The sequence below is a fragment of the Streptococcaceae bacterium ESL0729 genome, assembly GCA_029391995.1.
GTDB lineage: Bacteria > Bacillota > Bacilli > Lactobacillales > Streptococcaceae > Floricoccus.
The window spans coordinates 477,865-494,555 of the sequence record CP113924.1 but is presented as its reverse complement, the minus strand read 5'-3'; the positions used below and the strand labels follow the sequence as shown (position 1 = coordinate 494,555).

The 16,691-nt window shown below is 40.3% G+C and carries 16 protein-coding genes; all 16 read right to left on the bottom strand.

Annotation, left to right across the window (positions count from 1 at the left end):
* Nucleotides 1–17 precede the first annotated feature (17 nt).
* Nucleotides 18–689 carry a uracil-DNA glycosylase gene (locus OZX68_02555; GenBank protein ID WEV61360.1) on the bottom strand — a complete coding sequence of 224 codons (672 nt, stop codon included), beginning with the start codon at nucleotides 687–689 and terminating at the stop codon, nucleotides 18–20.
* A 129-nt stretch (nucleotides 690–818) separates the two neighbouring features.
* A complete protein-coding gene (locus OZX68_02550) occupies nucleotides 819–1,439 on the bottom strand; it encodes an FMN-dependent NADH-azoreductase (GenBank protein ID WEV61128.1) in 621 nt (206 codons plus the stop codon).
* A gap of 152 nt (nucleotides 1,440–1,591) precedes the next feature.
* Nucleotides 1,592–1,939 carry a 50S ribosomal protein L19 gene (rplS, locus tag OZX68_02545; GenBank protein WEV61127.1) on the bottom strand — a complete coding sequence of 116 codons (348 nt, stop codon included), beginning with the start codon at nucleotides 1,937–1,939 and terminating at the stop codon, nucleotides 1,592–1,594.
* A 131-nt stretch (nucleotides 1,940–2,070) separates the two neighbouring features.
* Entirely contained in the window at nucleotides 2,071–2,847 is a 777-nt protein-coding gene (gene trpA, locus OZX68_02540) for a tryptophan synthase subunit alpha (GenBank protein ID WEV61126.1), read from the bottom strand.
* A 1-nt stretch (nucleotide 2,848) separates the two neighbouring features.
* Nucleotides 2,849–4,045: a tryptophan synthase subunit beta gene (gene trpB / locus OZX68_02535; GenBank protein ID WEV61125.1), complete on the bottom strand. Its 1,197-nt coding sequence runs from the start codon at nucleotides 4,043–4,045 to the stop codon at nucleotides 2,849–2,851.
* On the bottom strand, nucleotides 4,042–4,641 hold the full coding sequence (locus tag OZX68_02530) for a phosphoribosylanthranilate isomerase (protein WEV61124.1): 600 nt from the start codon (nucleotides 4,639–4,641) through the stop codon (nucleotides 4,042–4,044). The genes trpB and OZX68_02530 overlap by 4 nt, the downstream gene beginning before the upstream one ends.
* Nucleotides 4,638–5,399, bottom strand: a complete 762-nt coding sequence (gene trpC, locus OZX68_02525) for an indole-3-glycerol phosphate synthase TrpC (GenBank protein WEV61123.1) — start codon at nucleotides 5,397–5,399, stop codon at nucleotides 4,638–4,640. The genes OZX68_02530 and trpC overlap by 4 nt, the downstream gene beginning before the upstream one ends.
* An 8-nt stretch (nucleotides 5,400–5,407) precedes the next feature.
* The gene (gene trpD / locus OZX68_02520; GenBank protein WEV61122.1) at nucleotides 5,408–6,409 is read right to left on the bottom strand and encodes an anthranilate phosphoribosyltransferase; all 1,002 of its coding nucleotides are present in this window, start codon (nucleotides 6,407–6,409) and stop codon (nucleotides 5,408–5,410) included.
* Nucleotides 6,402–6,977 (bottom strand): aminodeoxychorismate/anthranilate synthase component II, encoded by a 576-nt coding sequence (locus OZX68_02515; GenBank protein ID WEV61121.1) that lies wholly within the window; start codon nucleotides 6,975–6,977, stop codon nucleotides 6,402–6,404. The genes trpD and OZX68_02515 overlap by 8 nt, the downstream gene beginning before the upstream one ends.
* A gap of 1 nt (nucleotide 6,978) precedes the next feature.
* A complete protein-coding gene (gene trpE / locus OZX68_02510) occupies nucleotides 6,979–8,349 on the bottom strand; it encodes an anthranilate synthase component I (GenBank protein ID WEV61120.1) in 1,371 nt (456 codons plus the stop codon).
* A 424-nt stretch (nucleotides 8,350–8,773) separates the two neighbouring features.
* Nucleotides 8,774–9,145, bottom strand: a complete 372-nt coding sequence (locus OZX68_02505) for a hypothetical protein (protein ID WEV61119.1) — start codon at nucleotides 9,143–9,145, stop codon at nucleotides 8,774–8,776.
* On the bottom strand, nucleotides 9,138–11,756 hold the full coding sequence (gene alaS / locus OZX68_02500) for an alanine--tRNA ligase (protein ID WEV61118.1): 2,619 nt from the start codon (nucleotides 11,754–11,756) through the stop codon (nucleotides 9,138–9,140). Before alaS ends, OZX68_02505 begins: the two co-directional genes overlap by 8 nt.
* A gap of 277 nt (nucleotides 11,757–12,033) precedes the next feature.
* Nucleotides 12,034–12,972: a peptidyl-prolyl cis-trans isomerase gene (locus tag OZX68_02495; GenBank protein WEV61117.1), complete on the bottom strand. Its 939-nt coding sequence runs from the start codon at nucleotides 12,970–12,972 to the stop codon at nucleotides 12,034–12,036.
* A gap of 151 nt (nucleotides 12,973–13,123) precedes the next feature.
* Nucleotides 13,124–13,834, bottom strand: coding sequence for an O-methyltransferase (locus tag OZX68_02490; GenBank protein WEV61116.1), 711 nt, complete (start codon nucleotides 13,832–13,834; stop codon nucleotides 13,124–13,126).
* The gene (gene pepF, locus OZX68_02485) at nucleotides 13,834–15,636 is read right to left on the bottom strand and encodes an oligoendopeptidase F (GenBank protein WEV61115.1); all 1,803 of its coding nucleotides are present in this window, start codon (nucleotides 15,634–15,636) and stop codon (nucleotides 13,834–13,836) included. The genes OZX68_02490 and pepF overlap by 1 nt, the downstream gene beginning before the upstream one ends.
* Before the next feature lie 30 nt (nucleotides 15,637–15,666).
* The gene (locus OZX68_02480) at nucleotides 15,667–16,671 is read right to left on the bottom strand and encodes a competence protein CoiA family protein (GenBank protein WEV61114.1); all 1,005 of its coding nucleotides are present in this window, start codon (nucleotides 16,669–16,671) and stop codon (nucleotides 15,667–15,669) included.
* Nucleotides 16,672–16,691: the final 20 nt, after the last annotated feature.

Sequence of the window (16,691 nt, the reverse complement as noted above, 5' to 3'; positions counted from 1 at the left end):
GCCATAAAAAAAACCTCTTATTCAGAGGTCTTCTCCTTGGAAGAATTTTCTAGCTTATTAAGAATGTCCTTTAGTCTCAGCCAATCTTCTTCTATGACCAACTCAAGCTTGCGGTTATAGATAACAGAAGCTGGATGATAGAGGGGATAAATCAAATAGCTTCGATTAGACCACTGGTAGCCATCTCCTAGAGCATTAACCTCTAAAATAGGAGATTTTCTAATTTGACCGTGGCAGTCAGACACCTTTAATTCATTACCTAGTAGCCTATGAAGGGCAGTATTTCCCATGGGAGCAATTATTAGAGGCTTTATTTCATTGATTTCATAGTCGAGAAGGGGAGCCTGGGCGAATACTTCCTTTGGACTTGGTGTCCTATTGGGGTAGGAAAATTGAGGCTCTTCATCTACTCCCCTGGCCTTCACTTTAACCTTATAGGGTCTCTTGCGGACAGCACTGGCTATATAAAGGTCCGCACGCTTAAAACCTGCATGCTCAAACCAGGAATCAAACCACTTGCCCGCAGCACCACTAAAGGCAATTTTATTTTCAATCTCAGTCTTGCCTGGGGCTTCACCTACGAGCATGAGCCTGGCTTGATCGTTACCCTGACCTGGCAAAAAGCCTTCCAGCTTGAAGGACTCACTAGCTCTTTTGACCTCATCAAACATTTCCTGTGGATATTCCATCATAAATCTCCCTAATTCAAGTTATTCCTTAACTTCCTCTTCCATCATTTTACCAGATTGATTCATTCTTATAAATTATTTAGTATATCAAAGTAAAAGCCAGCTGATGCTATCAACTGGCTTAAATTATTAAAATTCTTGTGCTAAATCAGTAGCTTTACTAATAGCTTGACCAACAATTTCCTCGGTACGTGTTGGATCGTAGTCTGCCCCTTCAATGTAGATGGTGTCAATGTCATCAATACCAATAAAATTAAAGATATTTTTTACGTATTGGGCTGCTGGGTCTTCACCACCATAAACTCCACCGCTTGCTTGAATGTGGAGTACATTCTTACCACCTGCAAGACCTTCTGGCCCTTCAGCTGTATATCTAAAGGTTTTACCTGCCACGTTGATGGTGTCAAACCAAGCCTTTAAACGAGTTGGGATGTTGAGGTTCCATAAACCATTAGCGACAACAACCTTATCAGCTGCTAGGAAGTCTTCAGTTGATTGACCAAAGCGTCCAATCTTAGCTTGTTGGTCAGCTGTTAGGTCAGTAAATTCCGCTCCGCCTTGAAGAAGGCCCCAACCTGATAAAATATCTTCATCAATCTCTGGAAAATCCTCCGCGTATAAGTCTACTACTTTAACTTGGTCCTTGGGATTAGCTTCCTTATAAGCCTTTAAAAATTCTTCAAACACCTTAACTGATTTTGATTTTTCTCCGTCAAGTGGGTGTCCTTTAATTGCAAGTACTAGTGTCATATCTTATCTCCTCAATAATTTTTTCAATATTCTGATGAATTGCCTGTCAACATTTACATAGTCTACTTAAAAAAATTATATATGTAAAACAAGTTGCTTATAATTTTTAAATGGAGCAAATAAAAAAACTCCCAAAGGGAGTTTTTAAAATCTTAACGACGGATTTCTTTAATACGGGCTGCTTTACCTTGTAATGCACGTAGGTAGTAAAGTTTAGCACGACGTACTTTACCGTGACGGATAACTTCAAGTTTTTCAACACGTGGAGTGTGTAGTGGGAATGTACGTTCAACACCAACACCGTTTGAAATTTTACGAACTGTGTAAGTTTCGCTGATTCCAGCACCACGGCGTTTGATTACAACACCTTCAAATAACTGGATACGTTCGCGAGTTCCTTCGACAACTTTCGCGTGAACACGTACAGTGTCCCCAGGACGGAATGATGGGATGTCGCTACGTAATTGACCTTCAGTAAGGCTTTGGATTAATGGATTCATGTTTTCTATTCTCCTTCTCGATAATCTTGCAGTACTTGTCTCCAGCGGATTACCTGTAATTTTATATGTCCATTCACATACTTTTTTATTCTAACATATGAATTAAGTCCCAGTCAAGAGCTTATTTTTATTTATTGATTACCTAGTTCAATGGCCTGGGAAATAAAGGCATCTAAATCTCTACTTTTATTATTATGAAGTTTGTCAACAATGTATGAACCTACTACAACTCCATCTGAAACCCTATGGAACCTTGCAACATCCTCAAGCTTTGATATCCCAAAACCCGTAACAACTGGGATGGGAGACAAGTCCCTTAAGGTTGCTAGATGATTATCTAGCTCTTCTTGATAGGCATTTTGTGTCCCTGTAACTCCATTCAAGGCTACAGCATAAATAAATCCCTGGGCTCCATCAACTAGCTGCTCTTGCCTTTTTGTATCTGTTGTAATAGAAACCATTCGAATAAGAGCAAGATCTCTTGGAGCTATTAAAGGAGCCAGCAAATCTTCATGTTCATAGGGCAAATCTGGAATGATAAGACCAGCTACATCCGTTGCCTCCAAATCATCAAGTAAATTTTCCAGGCCATATTGAAGGACTGGATTAAAATAGGTCATTAAAATCAGAGGGGCGTCACTTTTAATTGCCCTAAGCTCTTTAATTACCTTCCTTAAAGTCGTATCTCTTTTTAGACTCCTAAGTCCTGCAAGCTCAATAACTGGCCCATCAGCTACTGGATCAGAGAAGGGAATGCCTAGCTCGATTGCTGAAACACCGTGATCATTAAGATAGTCGATTGTTTCCTGTAAGCCAGCAAGGCCTCGTTCATGATCTCCTGCCATAATATAGGGAATAAAAATTTTTTTCTCACCCTTAAGTTTTTTGGTCAAAGTCTTTGTCTTCATCTTATTTTCTCCCTGCTAAAATTTCACGAACTTGTTCCACATCCTTGTCTCCTCTACCTGACAGGCAAACAATAATTACCTGATCCTGGTCTAAATTTTTGGCAAGTTTTACGGCATAGGAGATGGCATGGGAACTCTCAAGGGCTGGAATGATTCCTTCTGTTTGGCTTAAAAGCTTAAAGGCCTCAAGAGCTTCCTCATCCGTTACGGCCTCATATTTTGCACGCCCAATTCGTTTAAAATGACAGTGTTCTGGCCCAAGACCTGGATAGTCAAGACCTGCAGAGATAGAATAGGCCTCATCAATTTGACCATTTTCATCTTGAAGAAGGTCCATATAGGCTCCGTGGAGGACACCTGGACGACCCTTGGTGATGGTTGCTGCATGACGCTTGCTGTCAAGCCCCTCTCCAGCAGCCTCGATCCCGTAAAAATCGACATCTGAATCCTCAAGGAAGGGATAAAAAAGTCCCATGGCATTACTTCCACCACCAACACAGGCCACAAGGGCATCAGGCAGTCGTCCTTCGATTTGAAGAATCTGCCTCCGAGCTTCCCTACCAATGACCGACTGGTAGTCTCTGACAATCTGAGGGTAAGGATGGGGCCCAAGGACACTTCCTAAAATATAATGGGTATCACTAACATTAGTTGCCCAAGCCCTTAAAGCTGCATTTACCGCATCCTTTAAAACCTTAGAGCCATCAGTAACAGGAACGACCTTAGCACCCAAGAGTTCAATCCTAAATACATTTAGGGCCTGCCTTTTAACATCTTCTTCGCCCATATAGATCGTACATTCCATGCCAAAAAGTGCTGCTGCTGTAGCTGTTGCCACCCCGTGCTGGCCCGCTCCCGTTTCAGCAATAATCTTATTTTTACCTAGCTTTTTGGCTAAAAGAACCTGACCTAGAGCATTATTAATTTTATGTGAGCCCGTGTGATTTAAGTCCTCCCGCTTAAGATAGATCTTAGCCCCACCAAGTTTTTCAGTCAAATTTTTAGCGAAATACAAAGGGTTCTCACGCCCCACATAATTTCTTAAAAGATCCTCAAACTCCGCTTGAAATTCTTGGTCATCCCGACTGGCCTCATAGGCCTCTTGAAGTTCCTTTACAGCTGTTATAAGAGACTCTGGAATGAATTGTCCTCCAAAATCTCCGTAAAATCCTTTTTCATCTGGCATTGAATAAGTCATATTTTTCTCTCCATTACTTTTCTTATAAATAAATCTATTTTTTGTAAATCCTTTTGTCCGCTAGATTCAACTCCACTCGAAACATCCACCCCTATCAAATGACCAGAAAAGTGTTCCAAGGCCTGGTCAATATTTTCTAAATTTAAGCCCCCTGCTAGAATAAATTTCTCTTCTAGCTGCTCAAGAGGGAAATTCTCCCAGTCAAAACTCTGACCACTACCAGGATTTCTGCCATCAAGCAGGAAGGTAATTTCTTTACTGGTAGACCGATAGTCCCCAAGCTTCCTGTAATCATCAAGAGCCTTAATGACTGGTAAGTCTATCTTATCGATATAGGATAAGTCCTCCTGGCCATGGAGCTGAACCACATCAAGTCCCGCTAAATCACTAATTTCATTCACAAGCTTATAATCTTCATCAACAAAAATACCAACCTTCTTAATCCCTTGCGGAAGATTTTTCGTGATTTCCTCAACTTTTTTATGGTCAACCTGCCTTTTAGAGCTAGAAAAAACAAAACCTAGGTGGCTGGCTCCTGATTGGGCTGCCTGCTTGACTTCTTCCTCCCTTTGAAGGCCACATATTTTAATAATCACAGGCGACTTACTCCAATCTCTTGCAATTTAATGGCTGGATTTTCCGCCCTCATCAGGGTCTCACCAACAAGAAGGCCATTAAAATTTTTAGCCAAACTATGGCTATCTGCTGCCGTCCTAATCCCACTTTCTGAGATGTAAAAGCAGTCTTCCTTGAAGTAGGGGGCAAGATTATGGCTGGTAGCTAGACTGACTTCAAAAGTTTTAAGATTTCGGTTGTTAATACCAATCAGCTGGGCTCCCAGGTCGTGGGCTATCTCAAGCTCTTCTAAATCGTGCACCTCAAGGAGAACCTCTAGACCTAAGGATTCAGCATAGGTGAATAGCTCCTCTAGGCGATTTTTGGGGAGGGCTGCAACTATTAATAAAATTATGGTTGCTCCAGCATTTACGGCCCGGTTAATCTGACGCTTGTCAATTATAAAATCCTTATTAAGGGTTGGAATATTTACAGCAGCCGATATCTCCCTTAAATAGTCAAGCTTTCCTTTAAAATAATGCTCATCCGTTAAAACTGAAATTGCCATGGCTCCTGCACCTTCATAACTTTTGGCCTGCTCTAAGATGTCAACGTCCATATTGATGGCCCCAAGACTTGGGCTAGCCTTTTTGACCTCAGCAATAATCCCAAGCTTTCCTTGATTTTCCTTTAAGTGGTCAATCAAACGATAAGTCTTTCGAACTCCTTGAGCTTCTAACTCATCCATGGCCTCAACTTCTGCCTTCTTATAGGCTAAAATTTCCTCTAAAAACTCCATTTTATCTCCTAGCTTTGATATTGTTTGAGTAATTCAAGCTTTTCCATAGCCCGCCCCTTAAAAATTAAATCCTTAGCAAGGTCAACCCCTTCCTTGATAGTTGCTACCCTACCATTTGTGAAAAAACCAAGGCCAGCATTTAAGGCTGTTATTTCCAAATAAGCTGACTGCTTGCCCTCTAAGACATCCATTAAAATCCGTGCATTTTCACGGGCATCCCCCCCTCTTATAGCAGCAAGAGGAATCTCTTCCATGGCCAGATCCTGGGCTGAAAAAGTACCTAGACTTACCTTCCCTTGATCCAGGAGGGCGTAATTATTAACTCCACTCAAATTGGCCTCATCCATGCCATTTGCCCCACTAATTACAAGGGCCCTCCTACGACCCAAATTACCTAAAACCTGGGCTGTTTCTTCAATAAAATCAGGCCTACTGGTACCAAGGAGTTGGCAGTCTAAATCAACTGGATTAATTAGCGGGCCTGTTAGGTTCATAATGGTTGGGAGGGCCAAATTCTTCCTTACTGGCATGATTTTTTTCATGTGTGGATGTAGACTCGTCGCAAAAAGAAAGACAATACCGATTTCTTCAAGTACCTGAGCTAGTCTTTCGGGAGCCAGCTGTAAATTGATACCCAGCTCTTCTAAAACATCAGCACTACCTGATTTACTTGAAATACTCCGATTACCATGCTTGGCCATATTAATACCACCTGCTGCAAGGACAAAGGCCGAAGTTGTTGAGATGTTAAAGCTATCACTATAGTCACCTCCAGTTCCACAGTTATCCATGGCATCTGTCAGGGAGGTTGGAATTTTTAAGGCATGACTTTTCATGACCCTGGCAAGACCTGTCAGCTCATCAACGCTTTCTCCCTTCATTTTCAAGGCCGTTAATAGGGATGATAGTTGGGCTTCATTATAATTTCCTGAAAACATATTGCTAGCAACTTCCATCATTTCAGATTCAGATAAATTTTCAAAGTTTATTATTTTTCTTAGCTTATCCATTTTTCACAACCTCCAAAAAATTTTCAATCATCTTCATGCCATCAGGACTTCCGATACTTTCAGGATGAAACTGCAAGCCATAAATCCTTAAATCATTATTTTCAATGGCCATAACCTCCTGATCATCACACGATTTAGCAGTAATCTCAAATCCCCTCAAATCCTGCCTTTGATCCATGGCGAGGCTATGATAACGCATGACAGGAATTTTATTATCCAGACCCTTAAATATCCTTGCCTGTCCAGCTTGTTCAATTAAACTTTCCTTACCATGGCGAACATTTTTTGCCAGACGTAACTTCCCTCCAAAGACTTCAACAATGGCCTGAAAGCCCAGGCAAATTCCTAAAATGGGAACACGCCCTGCCATCTGCTCAATAATCTCTTCCATCCGACCTGCATCCTTGGGCCAGCCAGGACCTGGGGAAAAGACTAAACCACTTGCCTTTTCCAGATAAGTATCAAGATCCTTGTGGTCGTTTCTTACAACAACTAGGTCTGATTTCATCCCAATATATTGGGCCAGATTATAAGTAAAAGAGTCATAATTATCAATTAGTAGTATCATCTTAATCTCCTAAGTCGGTAAACAAGCGAGCCTTGTTCAAACATTCCTCATACTCCTTTTGAGGGTCACTATCATAGACAATTCCAGCTCCTGCCTGAACATAAGCCTTATGATCTTTAACTAGCATAGTCCGGATGGCTATAGCAAAGTCACAGTTGTCACTACTTGAAATATAGCCAATGGCTCCACCGTAAAAGTTTCGCTTGACTGATTCAAATTCATAAATCCTTTTAAAGGCCCTATTTTTAGGGGCACCTGACAGGGTTCCCGCTGGAAGGGTTGAAATCAAGGCATCTGCACTGGAAAGCCCTTTTTTTAATTTTCCCTTAACTAGGCTGACTAGATGCATGACATAACGGTAAGATTCGACTTCCATAAAAAGGGGCACCTCAACTGTCCCGTATTCAGAAATCCGGCCAAGGTCATTTCTTCCTAAGTCCACCAACATCTTGTGCTCTGACTGCTCCTTTTCATTATTTTTAAGCTCCTCAGCCAAGACTTTATCCTCATACCTATCCTTGCCCCGCCTAATAGTTCCCGCTATGGGATTGGTTGTAACCACACCATTCTTGGTTGCAACCAAGCTTTCAGGGGAACTTCCTAAGATTTGAAAGTCAGTAAAGTCAAGATAATAAAGGTAGCTTGATGGATTTTCTAGTCTCAGTCTCCTGTAGTAGTCAAAGGGATGTCCTTTTATATCAGCCTCAAACCTTTGACTCAAAACAATCTGAAACATATCTCCCTGCCTAATCAGCTCCCTTGCCCTTGCCACCTGGTCTTTAAAGTTATCTGAAGAAACATTTGACTCAAAGGAAAGTTTTTTTAGCTCCCCTTCTTGATATTCCTCCTCGCAAATTTTCTTTAGGCTGGTAAGTCTATCTTCAAGGGACTTTTCCATATCTTTTTTAGAACGATTACTGTAAAGATTATCTTCCACAAGGATGACCTTTTCCTTTTTATGGTCAAATACTATGAATGATTCATAGAGCATGAAGTAAAAATCTGGTATTTTCAGTTGATCATAATTATCAAGCTTTATTTTTTCATAAAAGGCATACATGTCATAGCCGACATAGCCGATGGCTCCTGCCTGAAAGGGATAGTCATTAGCTGATGCGAGCGAATCTTTTTTTAAGGTTAGTTGAGAAAGATAGGCCAAGGGGTCAGAACTCTCAATAATTTCTTGGTCAACCATTAATTTTCCATCCATGAATTTAACATGACTTACTGGATTGCAGGCAATGATTGAATACCTGGAATCCTCATTATTTCTTGGAATACTTTCTAAAATAACCTTGTTAACGCCCTTAAGACGCAAGTAAATGCTTATGGGAGTCAAGTAATCTCCATCAACTATCTTCTCAATCCTCATCAATTAGCCCTCCAATAAAAAAATCAACAAAAAAACCACAGGTAAATATTTACCTGTGGGCGAAAATATCCGCGGTACCACCACAATTAAAACTGCCACTAGGGTAAACCAAAAAACCTAGATTGACAAATTTTATCTCAATCCTCTAACAAGGACCTGCCTGATATCGGTGACTACCGTGATTCTTATTTTTTCAAATCAATTAAAGAACAAAGTCCATTCACAGGCAATCCACCATTGGCTTGCACTAACCGCCAACTCCCTAAAGGGTTCATTCCTGCTACTCTTCTCTGTTATTGTTCTATATCTTATCTTTATTTTTTTTGCCTGTCAAGAATTATCTATGAATTTTCTAAATTATCTGATTTTAGACCTTTAACGGAAGCTATAAAAAGACCAATCCAAGGATTGGTCTTTTACATACTTATTCTTCGATTACTGCGAAGAAGGTTCCCTCATTGTCAGCAAAATTAGTCACTCGTACCCCATTTTCAAAGGTCATAACATCACTAGTTTTTCCACCAGCTGCAAGGATTTTTTCATTAAGTTCATCAAGGTTTGGGGCATGAAAGAGGATGGCTGGTTTATTTTCAGCCACCTCAGGTGAATACATGCGAACCTGATTAATATCATAAAGGTTGAAGATGGCAGAGCTATCTTCTGTTGGCCTAATTGAAACAGAGCTTGCCCCTGTAAAATCAATCACCTCTTCAACTGAAAAGCCAATAGCCCGCCAGAATTTGGCATTTTCTGCCACATCCTCAACATAGAGCATGATTTCAGCTTTCTTATCCAATGTTTTCTCCCACTTTTTCTAGGAGTTCAGGAATTCCAGCAGCCTTAGATCCACCAGCCATAGCCATATCTGGTTTTCCACCACCGCGGCCATCAATGTAGGGAGCAAGAGCTTTTACAAGGTCGCCAGCTTTTACAGCCTTGTCCTTAGAAGCCACAAGAAGGTTTACCTTGTCGCCAATTGCAGCAACAAGGACTAGGATGTCACTTGCATCTCCTTGTTTCCAAACGTCAGCTAGGTTACGTAGGGCTCCAGCGTCTTTTACAGAAACTTGTTCTGCGATATAGCTCACACTTCCAGCAGTCTTAACATTTTTGAAGACTTGTTCAGACTGGGCTTGGGCCATTTTAGCTGATAGGCTTTCATTTTCCTTTTGGGCATCACGAAGGTCAGATTGAAGGGCAGATACCTTATCAACTAGGACGTTCATTTGTGGTGCCTTAACTTTTTCAGCGATTTCCTTAAGAACTTTTTCTTGGTCCTTGAATGCTTCATAAGCTTGTTGACCAACAACAGCTAGAACACGACGAGTCCCTGAACCGATTCCTTCTTCTTTGACAATCTTGAAGAGGCCGATTTCACTTGTGTTTGAAACATGTGTTCCCCCACAAAGCTCAATTGAGAAGTCTCCGATTTTAACCACGCGGACTTCTTTACCATATTTTTCACCAAAGAGGGCCATAGCTCCCATTTCTTTTGCTGTATCAACGTCAGTTTCAACAGTTTCAACTGGAATGGCATGCCAGATTTCTTCGTTGACACGACGCTCAATTGCTTCAAGCTCTTCAGCTGTTACCGCTGAGAAGTGGGTAAAGTCAAAACGAAGGAATTCTTCTTCATTTAGAGATCCTGCTTGGCTGGCGTGTTCCCCAAGAATTTCATGAAGGGCTGCATGAAGGAGGTGAGTTGCTGAGTGATGGCGGGTAACACCGTTACGGCGTTTAGTGTCAATGGCAAGCTCATAGGCCTTACCTCTTTCAAGATTTCCTTCAATCTCAACAGTGTGGAGGTGTTGGCCGTTTGGAGCACGTTGAACGTCAACCACTTTTGCGACAACATCTCCATGTTCGTCACGGATAAGACCGAAGTCAGCAACCTGTCCACCCATTTCAGCATAGAAGGGAGTTTCCGCAAATACTACTTGAGCTCTTCCTGTAGCTGAATCAACACGAGTATCGTCTTGAACAATAGCAACAAGCTCACTTGTTAATGTATCAAGATCATAGTTGAAGATTGAATCGTCAACAAGATTTGCCAGAACCTCGCTTTGGGCTCCCATGCTGCCTCCCTTAACGGCTGCTGCACGAGCACGGTCTTGCTGTTCCTTCATGGCTGCCTTAAATCCTTCATGGTCAATCTTGAAGCCTTGATCAAAGGCAAGCTCTTCAGTAAGTTCCACTGGGAAGCCATAGGTATCGTAAAGTTTGAAGATATCCTCACCTGATAAGGTATCTTTACCAGCCTCTTTAAGTTTTCCTAGAAGCTCTTCAAGTAGGCTTGAACCTGCATCAATTGTGCGGGCAAATGTTTCTTCCTCACGTTTAACGATTTTTTCAATGAAATCTTTCTTGTCAGAAACTTCTGGATAGTAAGATTCCATGATGCGTCCGACAGTTGGGACAAGTTTGTAAAGGAAGGCATCATCGATTCCAAGCTTGCGACCATGCATAACAGCACGGCGAAGTAGACGACGCAATACATATCCACGACCTTCGTTTCCTGGAAGAGCACCATCACCAATGGCGAAGGATAGTGAGCGGATATGGTCAGCGATAACCTTGAAGCTCATTGGATCCCCGTATGGGTCATAGGTCTTGCCAGAAAGCTTTTCAACCTCGCGGATGATTGGCATGAAGAGGTCAGTTTCAAAGTTGGTTGGAGTCTCTTGAACGATTGAAACCATACGTTCTAGACCCATCCCCGTATCAATATTTTTCTGAGGAAGTTCCTTGTACTCACTTCTTGGCACAGCAGGGTCCGCGTTAAACTGACTTAATACGATATTCCAGATTTCGATGTAACGGTCATTTTCAAGGTCTTCTTCAAGGAGACGGATACCAATATTTTCTGGATCGTATTTTTCACCTCGGTCAAAGAAAATCTCAGTGTCTGGTCCACTTGGCCCAGCACCAATTTCCCAGAAATTGTCTTCAAGTGGAATTAAGTGATCTGCTTCAACCCCAAGCTCAATCCAGCGGTTGTATGAATCCTTGTCTGCTGGATAGTAAGTCATATATAGTTTATCTTTAGGAAGGGCAAACCATTCAGGGCTTGTAAGAAGTTCAAAAGCCCATTCAATGGCCTCATCACGGAAGTAGTCTCCAATTGAGAAGTTACCAAGCATTTCAAACATGGTGTGGTGGCGGGCAGTTTTTCCAACGTTTTCAATGTCATTTGTACGGATGGCTTTTTGGGCATTGGTAATCCTTGGATTTTCAGGAGTTACACTTCCGTCAAAGTATTTTTTAAGGGTAGCAACACCAGAGTTGATCCAAAGCAAAGTTGGATCATTTACTGGAACCAAAGATACTGATGGCTCAACTGTGTGGCCTTTACTTTCGAAGAAGTCCAGATACATCTTGCGGACTTCAGTTGATGACATGTTTTTCATGATTTCTCCAATATTTTTATTATTACTATGGCATTTTACCACATTATTTGTATTTATTTTCTTTCCCCTTGTAAAAAAGTGATTTTTTTATCAAAGAAAAAAGAAAGACTCCACCGTAGGGAGGGACGAAGTGCCGTGGTACCACCCTCCTTTACAATGAAGTCTCATTATCTTACTTGTTTGCTAGAAGTGTTTTCTCACCTATGATAGCCTTGATTAGGCCGCACCAAATTAATTGTCTATTTCCACCAGCTAAGACTCTCTAAAAAATTAATTATTATTTACTGCTACTAGAGCTTGTTGTACCCATGAAGTCAGAAAGAATATTACTGAATTCTTTTTCCTTGACTGTCACATTGTACTCCTTAAGAATACCACCGATAACAGTTGTTCTAAAGCTTGTATCAGCCTCTTTTTCTTCCTTGATGGCTTTCTTTAGATCATCCTTATACTTATCCATGTCATCACCCTTGCTGCTATTTTTTTCCATTTTTACAATATAGTAGCTTGATGTTCCAGTTGAAGGATTGGTATAAGAAATAACATCAGAAATTTGTCCATCTTCCAATTTGAAGGCAGCATTTTTTACATCTGTCGATAGGTCAGTTGAATTTGAATCAAAAGTCATCTCACCGCCATTGTCTTTAGCAGATCTTTCAGATTTTTCCTTGGCGATGGCTGCAAAATCAGCTCCATCTTTTTTAACCTCTTCAAGGATTGCTTTAGCATCGTCTTCCTTAGAAACTTGGATTACACGCGCTGTAACTTCTGGATGGAAGCTTTCCCAAGCAGTTTTCAAGTTAGCATCTGTGTATTCTTTTTCAATGGCTTGATCAACAGCATATTTTACTAGTAAATTAGTCTTTATTGAAGCCTTATAAGATTTTTCAGTAAGACCTGCTTGGGCAAGGGCTGCGTCAAATTGGTCGCCATACTGCTCTTTGGTCTTATTGTATTCTTCATTAATTTCCTTGTCAGTAACCTTGTCCTTATATTTGTCATTTAAGACATCATCGAGGATTAACTGCTGAAGGACTTGGTTGCTTGTTGATGAAGTATTATCCTTGGCTGCATTGTAAAAATCAGTCACACGGATGGTGTTCCCCTTCATGGTAACAATATCAGTATCTGGGGTAGAACTCTTTTGACCACAGGCTGCAAGTGATAAAAAGGCAAGTCCTGTTGCGGTTGTTAGGGTAATTTTTTTAAAATTCACTATCTTTCTCCTTTGATATTAAGCCAGTATATTATATCACAATTTCCAAAATACTGCTAAAAAAGCTATCATCATTTAACTAGAATCATTTAAAAATGATTATTTGAAAATCAATCTAGGAGTATCTTATCCCACCTAACTTATACCAAACTTAATCAACCTTTAAATCAATGTCTTCATCATTTTTTCGAATCATAAGAATTCCGTCACTGATTGGTAAAAGACTTGCTGTCAGCTGTTCATGGTCTAAGATTGCATCAAAAAGCTTATTAAGACCCCGATGGATGGTTCTTTGACCCCTTCTAATATCTTCAATCGGACGAACAACGTCTCCTGCCTGGAAGATATCATCAATAATCACCAAACCGCCTACATTTAAGCGTTCCAAAACATAGGGTAAAAATTCTATGTATTTTGACTTAGCCGAATCCATAAAGACCAGATCAAATTTTTCCTCAATGGTTGGTAGTATCTCCTGGGCATCGCCTTCAAGAAGTTTAATGCTGCCCTCTGGGTCATATTTTGAGAAGTTTTCTTTGGCTAGGGCAATCATCTCAGGATTTCTGTCAATTGTAACTATCTGAGACCGAGGAGATGAATCCTTCATTAGTAGGGCTGAAAAACCAATTGCTGTTCCTACTTCCAAAATCTTCTTTGGCTGTAAGGTTTGAAGCAAGAGCCTGAAATAAGCCACTGTTTCGTGAGGAATAATGGGAATATTTTCAGTCCTGGCAAAGTCAGCAAGCTCTCCTAAATGACCAGTCAACTGCTTTTGCCTAGTCCTCATGAAATCAACAACCTCTTCCTTGACAATCGGTCGGCGCATATTTCTGTTACTACGCTCATTATAAGACTCAACCATTACTTGTAAGCACCTCTTTCAACTAAATCTTCAAACTCACCAAGACGGCTTTCAAAAACCTTAAAGGCCTCATCCAGATAGTCAGATTTTGTCATATCAAGGCCAGCTCTACCAATAACCTCTAAAGGATAGTCACTGTTTCCTGCTTTTAGGTAGTCAAGGTAAGCTTCCTTGTCTTTTTCATCCCCATGAACAATCCTTTCTGCCAAATAGCTTGCGGCAGCAAAGCCTGTAGCATATTGGAAGACATAGTAATTGTAGTAAAAATGAGGAATGCGGCCCCACTCGTACTGAATTTCAGGGTTTTCATCCTTGGCTAGTCCATAGTATTTTTCATTCAAATCGGCATATAAGTCATTCATAAATTCACTGGTCAAAACCTGCCCCTGAGCATCAGCTGCATGAATTTTATCCTCAAATTCTGCAAACTGGGTTTGACGGAAGACGGTTCCTCTGAAACCATCCAAATAATGATTTAAGATGGCAAAACGAGTCTTATCATCCTCTATTTGATCCAAAAGAAGCTCTGTTAAGATATTTTCATTGGTTGTTGAGGCAATCTCAGCAAGAAAGATTGAGTAGTCCCCGTAAACATAAGGTTGATTTTTCCTTGTAAAGGTTGAATGCATACTGTGTCCCATTTCATGGACTAAGGTATAAAGATTATCCAAGGTATCATGCCAGTTTAAAAGCATAAAGGCATTGGTATCGTAAGAGCCACCTGAGTAAGCCCCACTCCTTTTACCTGCATTTTCTTCAACATCAATCCAGCGTTCATCAAAAGATCTTTTTACATAAGACAGGTACTCAGTCCCAAATATTTCAAGGGTCTCAAGCGTTTTCTCAACTGCCTCATCATAGGTAAACTTGTAGTCAAGGGTTGATAGGGGAGCATACATGTCATACATTTTAAGATCTTCAAGGCCAAGAATTTTCTTACGTAGGCTAATATAGCGATGAAGAAGGGGCAGGTGCTTATTAACACTTGCAATCAAACTCTCAAATACACTTTCAGGTATATTATTTTGTGAAAGAGCTGCCTGTCTGGCTGACTCATACCTTCTTGTCCTAGCCTCAAAATTATGAACCTTGACTGTTGAACTTAGGGTTTTAGCATAAGTATTTTCAAACTGCTTGTAAATACTATACATGGCCTTATAAGCCCCTTGCCTAACTATGCGATCTTTAGACTCCATTAAAGTAATATAATTCCCGTGGGTAAGCCTTACCAGCTCCCCGTCAGAATCTTTAACCTCAGGAAAAGATATATCAGCATTATCTAAAATTTCAAAAGTTTCTGCTGATGCACCAAAGATTTCACTTGCTCCAGCTAAAAGTGCTTCTTCTGCAGCCGATAAAATATGATCTTTTTTAACCAACATCTTTTCAAAGAAATGATTGTAATCATTTAATTCAGGTTCTTCCTCTTTGAATTTATCAAGTTCTTCCTTAGTTAAAGACATGAATTCTGGCTCATAAAAGGCAAAGGCCTGACCAAATTTTGCAAAGATAGCTGTTGCCTTAGCTTGAAGCTCCTGGTATCTTGCAACCCTGGTATCTTGGTCATTTTTCATGGACGCATAAACATAAAGCCTTTCAACCACTTGGGAGATTCCAAGCTCTTCTTTTGTAATATCAAGAAGACTTTTAGCAGAATCAGTCAGATGACCCTGATGTTCTACAACCTGATCAAGCACCCTTGATATCTCTTCATAATCACGCTCCCAGGCCTCATCACTTGGATAAATTGTAGTCAAATCCCAAGTTCTAGCTTCTGCCACTTCATTTCTATTTTTTACCATATCTTTCCTCCTGTTAATAAGCTTGCTTTTCTATTTAGGATTCATTTTATCATAAAATTTAGGGGGATACAGTAGAAAGGAACTTGATTTTTTAATCTTCAAATAATAGCTAAGATAATTTTCATAATAATTTTGAATGCTTGCAGTAGATTTACTGGTCTGAATCAATTGATTGGAATCTTTCCTACCTAAAAGTCTAAGGTAATAAGAAAAAGCTGGCGGAAAATAAAAAATTGGGGGCAAAGGAGTAATCAAAATATTTTTCCCCTCCTGGTAGTAAAGTTCTTGAAGCTTTAGCCAGCGGGAATTTTTTACCATAAGCTGCCGCCTTAAATAGGACTTCAGATATTTTTGATTAAAAGGAGCATCAGCCCTAATGACCTCAAGCCTTCTTGCCTGATAGGGAAAACGTAGGATGTCTAATAACTTACCCTGATTAAAGGCAAAATTTTGTGAGCGAAAAATCAACCTACCCTTAAGATCTACATGAATCAGGTACTTAATTGTCAAAATTTGAGCCTCATAATCAAGTTCCCAGTAATAAAAACCAATATTACTGGAGAAATAAAGAAAATTTTCCTTAAGTTCTGTTAATTTGCTGGTCAAATGAAGTTTTTTACCCAAAATCCAAATGACCGTAATTCCTATTTCTTGATAGGAGCTTGTCCGCTCCCTCAAACGCTTTAAAGATAAGGGACTACATTGGATTTCAATGGCAAGCTTGTCCTCAACCATAATATCTGCAACCTGCTTAATTGGCGGCAGGTAAAACTCTAATTGGGCCTGATTATCCCTACAAAACCATCTATAAAGCATTTTTTTAAGGCTCAGATGCTCCAAGCTCTCATTTTCCCAATACAGGCTACAATCCCTTAAGCTTTCATGGGCAAAATGAGCTGCCTTTAATTGCCCATTTTTAAAAATCAATCTGCAGTAGCAGTAAGGACAATAATAAGGCTTATCCTTTAAGCTTGAAAATTCCTTAAGGTCAGCCAAATTAATGATTGTCCCCCCAGCATCCTGTCCAATAATCATAAGCCCACGCACCCCTTTAT

Excerpts from the sequence above, each read along its gene's own strand:
- trpB (WEV61125.1), bottom strand. The coding sequence starts at position 4,045 with ATGACTTATTCAATGCCAGATGAAAAAGGATTTTACGGAGATTTTGGA.
- alaS (WEV61118.1), bottom strand. The coding sequence starts at position 11,756 with ATGAAAAACATGTCATCAACTGAAGTCCGCAAGATGTATCTGGACTTC.
- OZX68_02555 (WEV61360.1), bottom strand. The coding sequence starts at position 689 with ATGGAATATCCACAGGAAATGTTTGATGAGGTCAAAAGAGCTAGTGAG.
- trpC (WEV61123.1), bottom strand. The coding sequence starts at position 5,399 with ATGGAGTTTTTAGAGGAAATTTTAGCCTATAAGAAGGCAGAAGTTGAG.
- rplS (WEV61127.1), bottom strand. The coding sequence starts at position 1,939 with ATGAATCCATTAATCCAAAGCCTTACTGAAGGTCAATTACGTAGCGAC.
- pepF (WEV61115.1), bottom strand. The coding sequence starts at position 15,636 with ATGGTAAAAAATAGAAATGAAGTGGCAGAAGCTAGAACTTGGGATTTG.
- OZX68_02550 (WEV61128.1), bottom strand. The coding sequence starts at position 1,439 with ATGACACTAGTACTTGCAATTAAAGGACACCCACTTGACGGAGAAAAA.
- trpD (WEV61122.1), bottom strand. The coding sequence starts at position 6,409 with ATGGATAAGCTAAGAAAAATAATAAACTTTGAAAATTTATCTGAATCT.
- OZX68_02480 (WEV61114.1), bottom strand. The coding sequence starts at position 16,671 with ATGATTATTGGACAGGATGCTGGGGGGACAATCATTAATTTGGCTGAC.
- OZX68_02515 (WEV61121.1), bottom strand. The coding sequence starts at position 6,977 with ATGATACTACTAATTGATAATTATGACTCTTTTACTTATAATCTGGCC.
- trpA (WEV61126.1), bottom strand. The coding sequence starts at position 2,847 with ATGAAGACAAAGACTTTGACCAAAAAACTTAAGGGTGAGAAAAAAATT.
- trpE (WEV61120.1), bottom strand. The coding sequence starts at position 8,349 with ATGAGGATTGAGAAGATAGTTGATGGAGATTACTTGACTCCCATAAGC.
- OZX68_02490 (WEV61116.1), bottom strand. The coding sequence starts at position 13,834 with ATGGTTGAGTCTTATAATGAGCGTAGTAACAGAAATATGCGCCGACCG.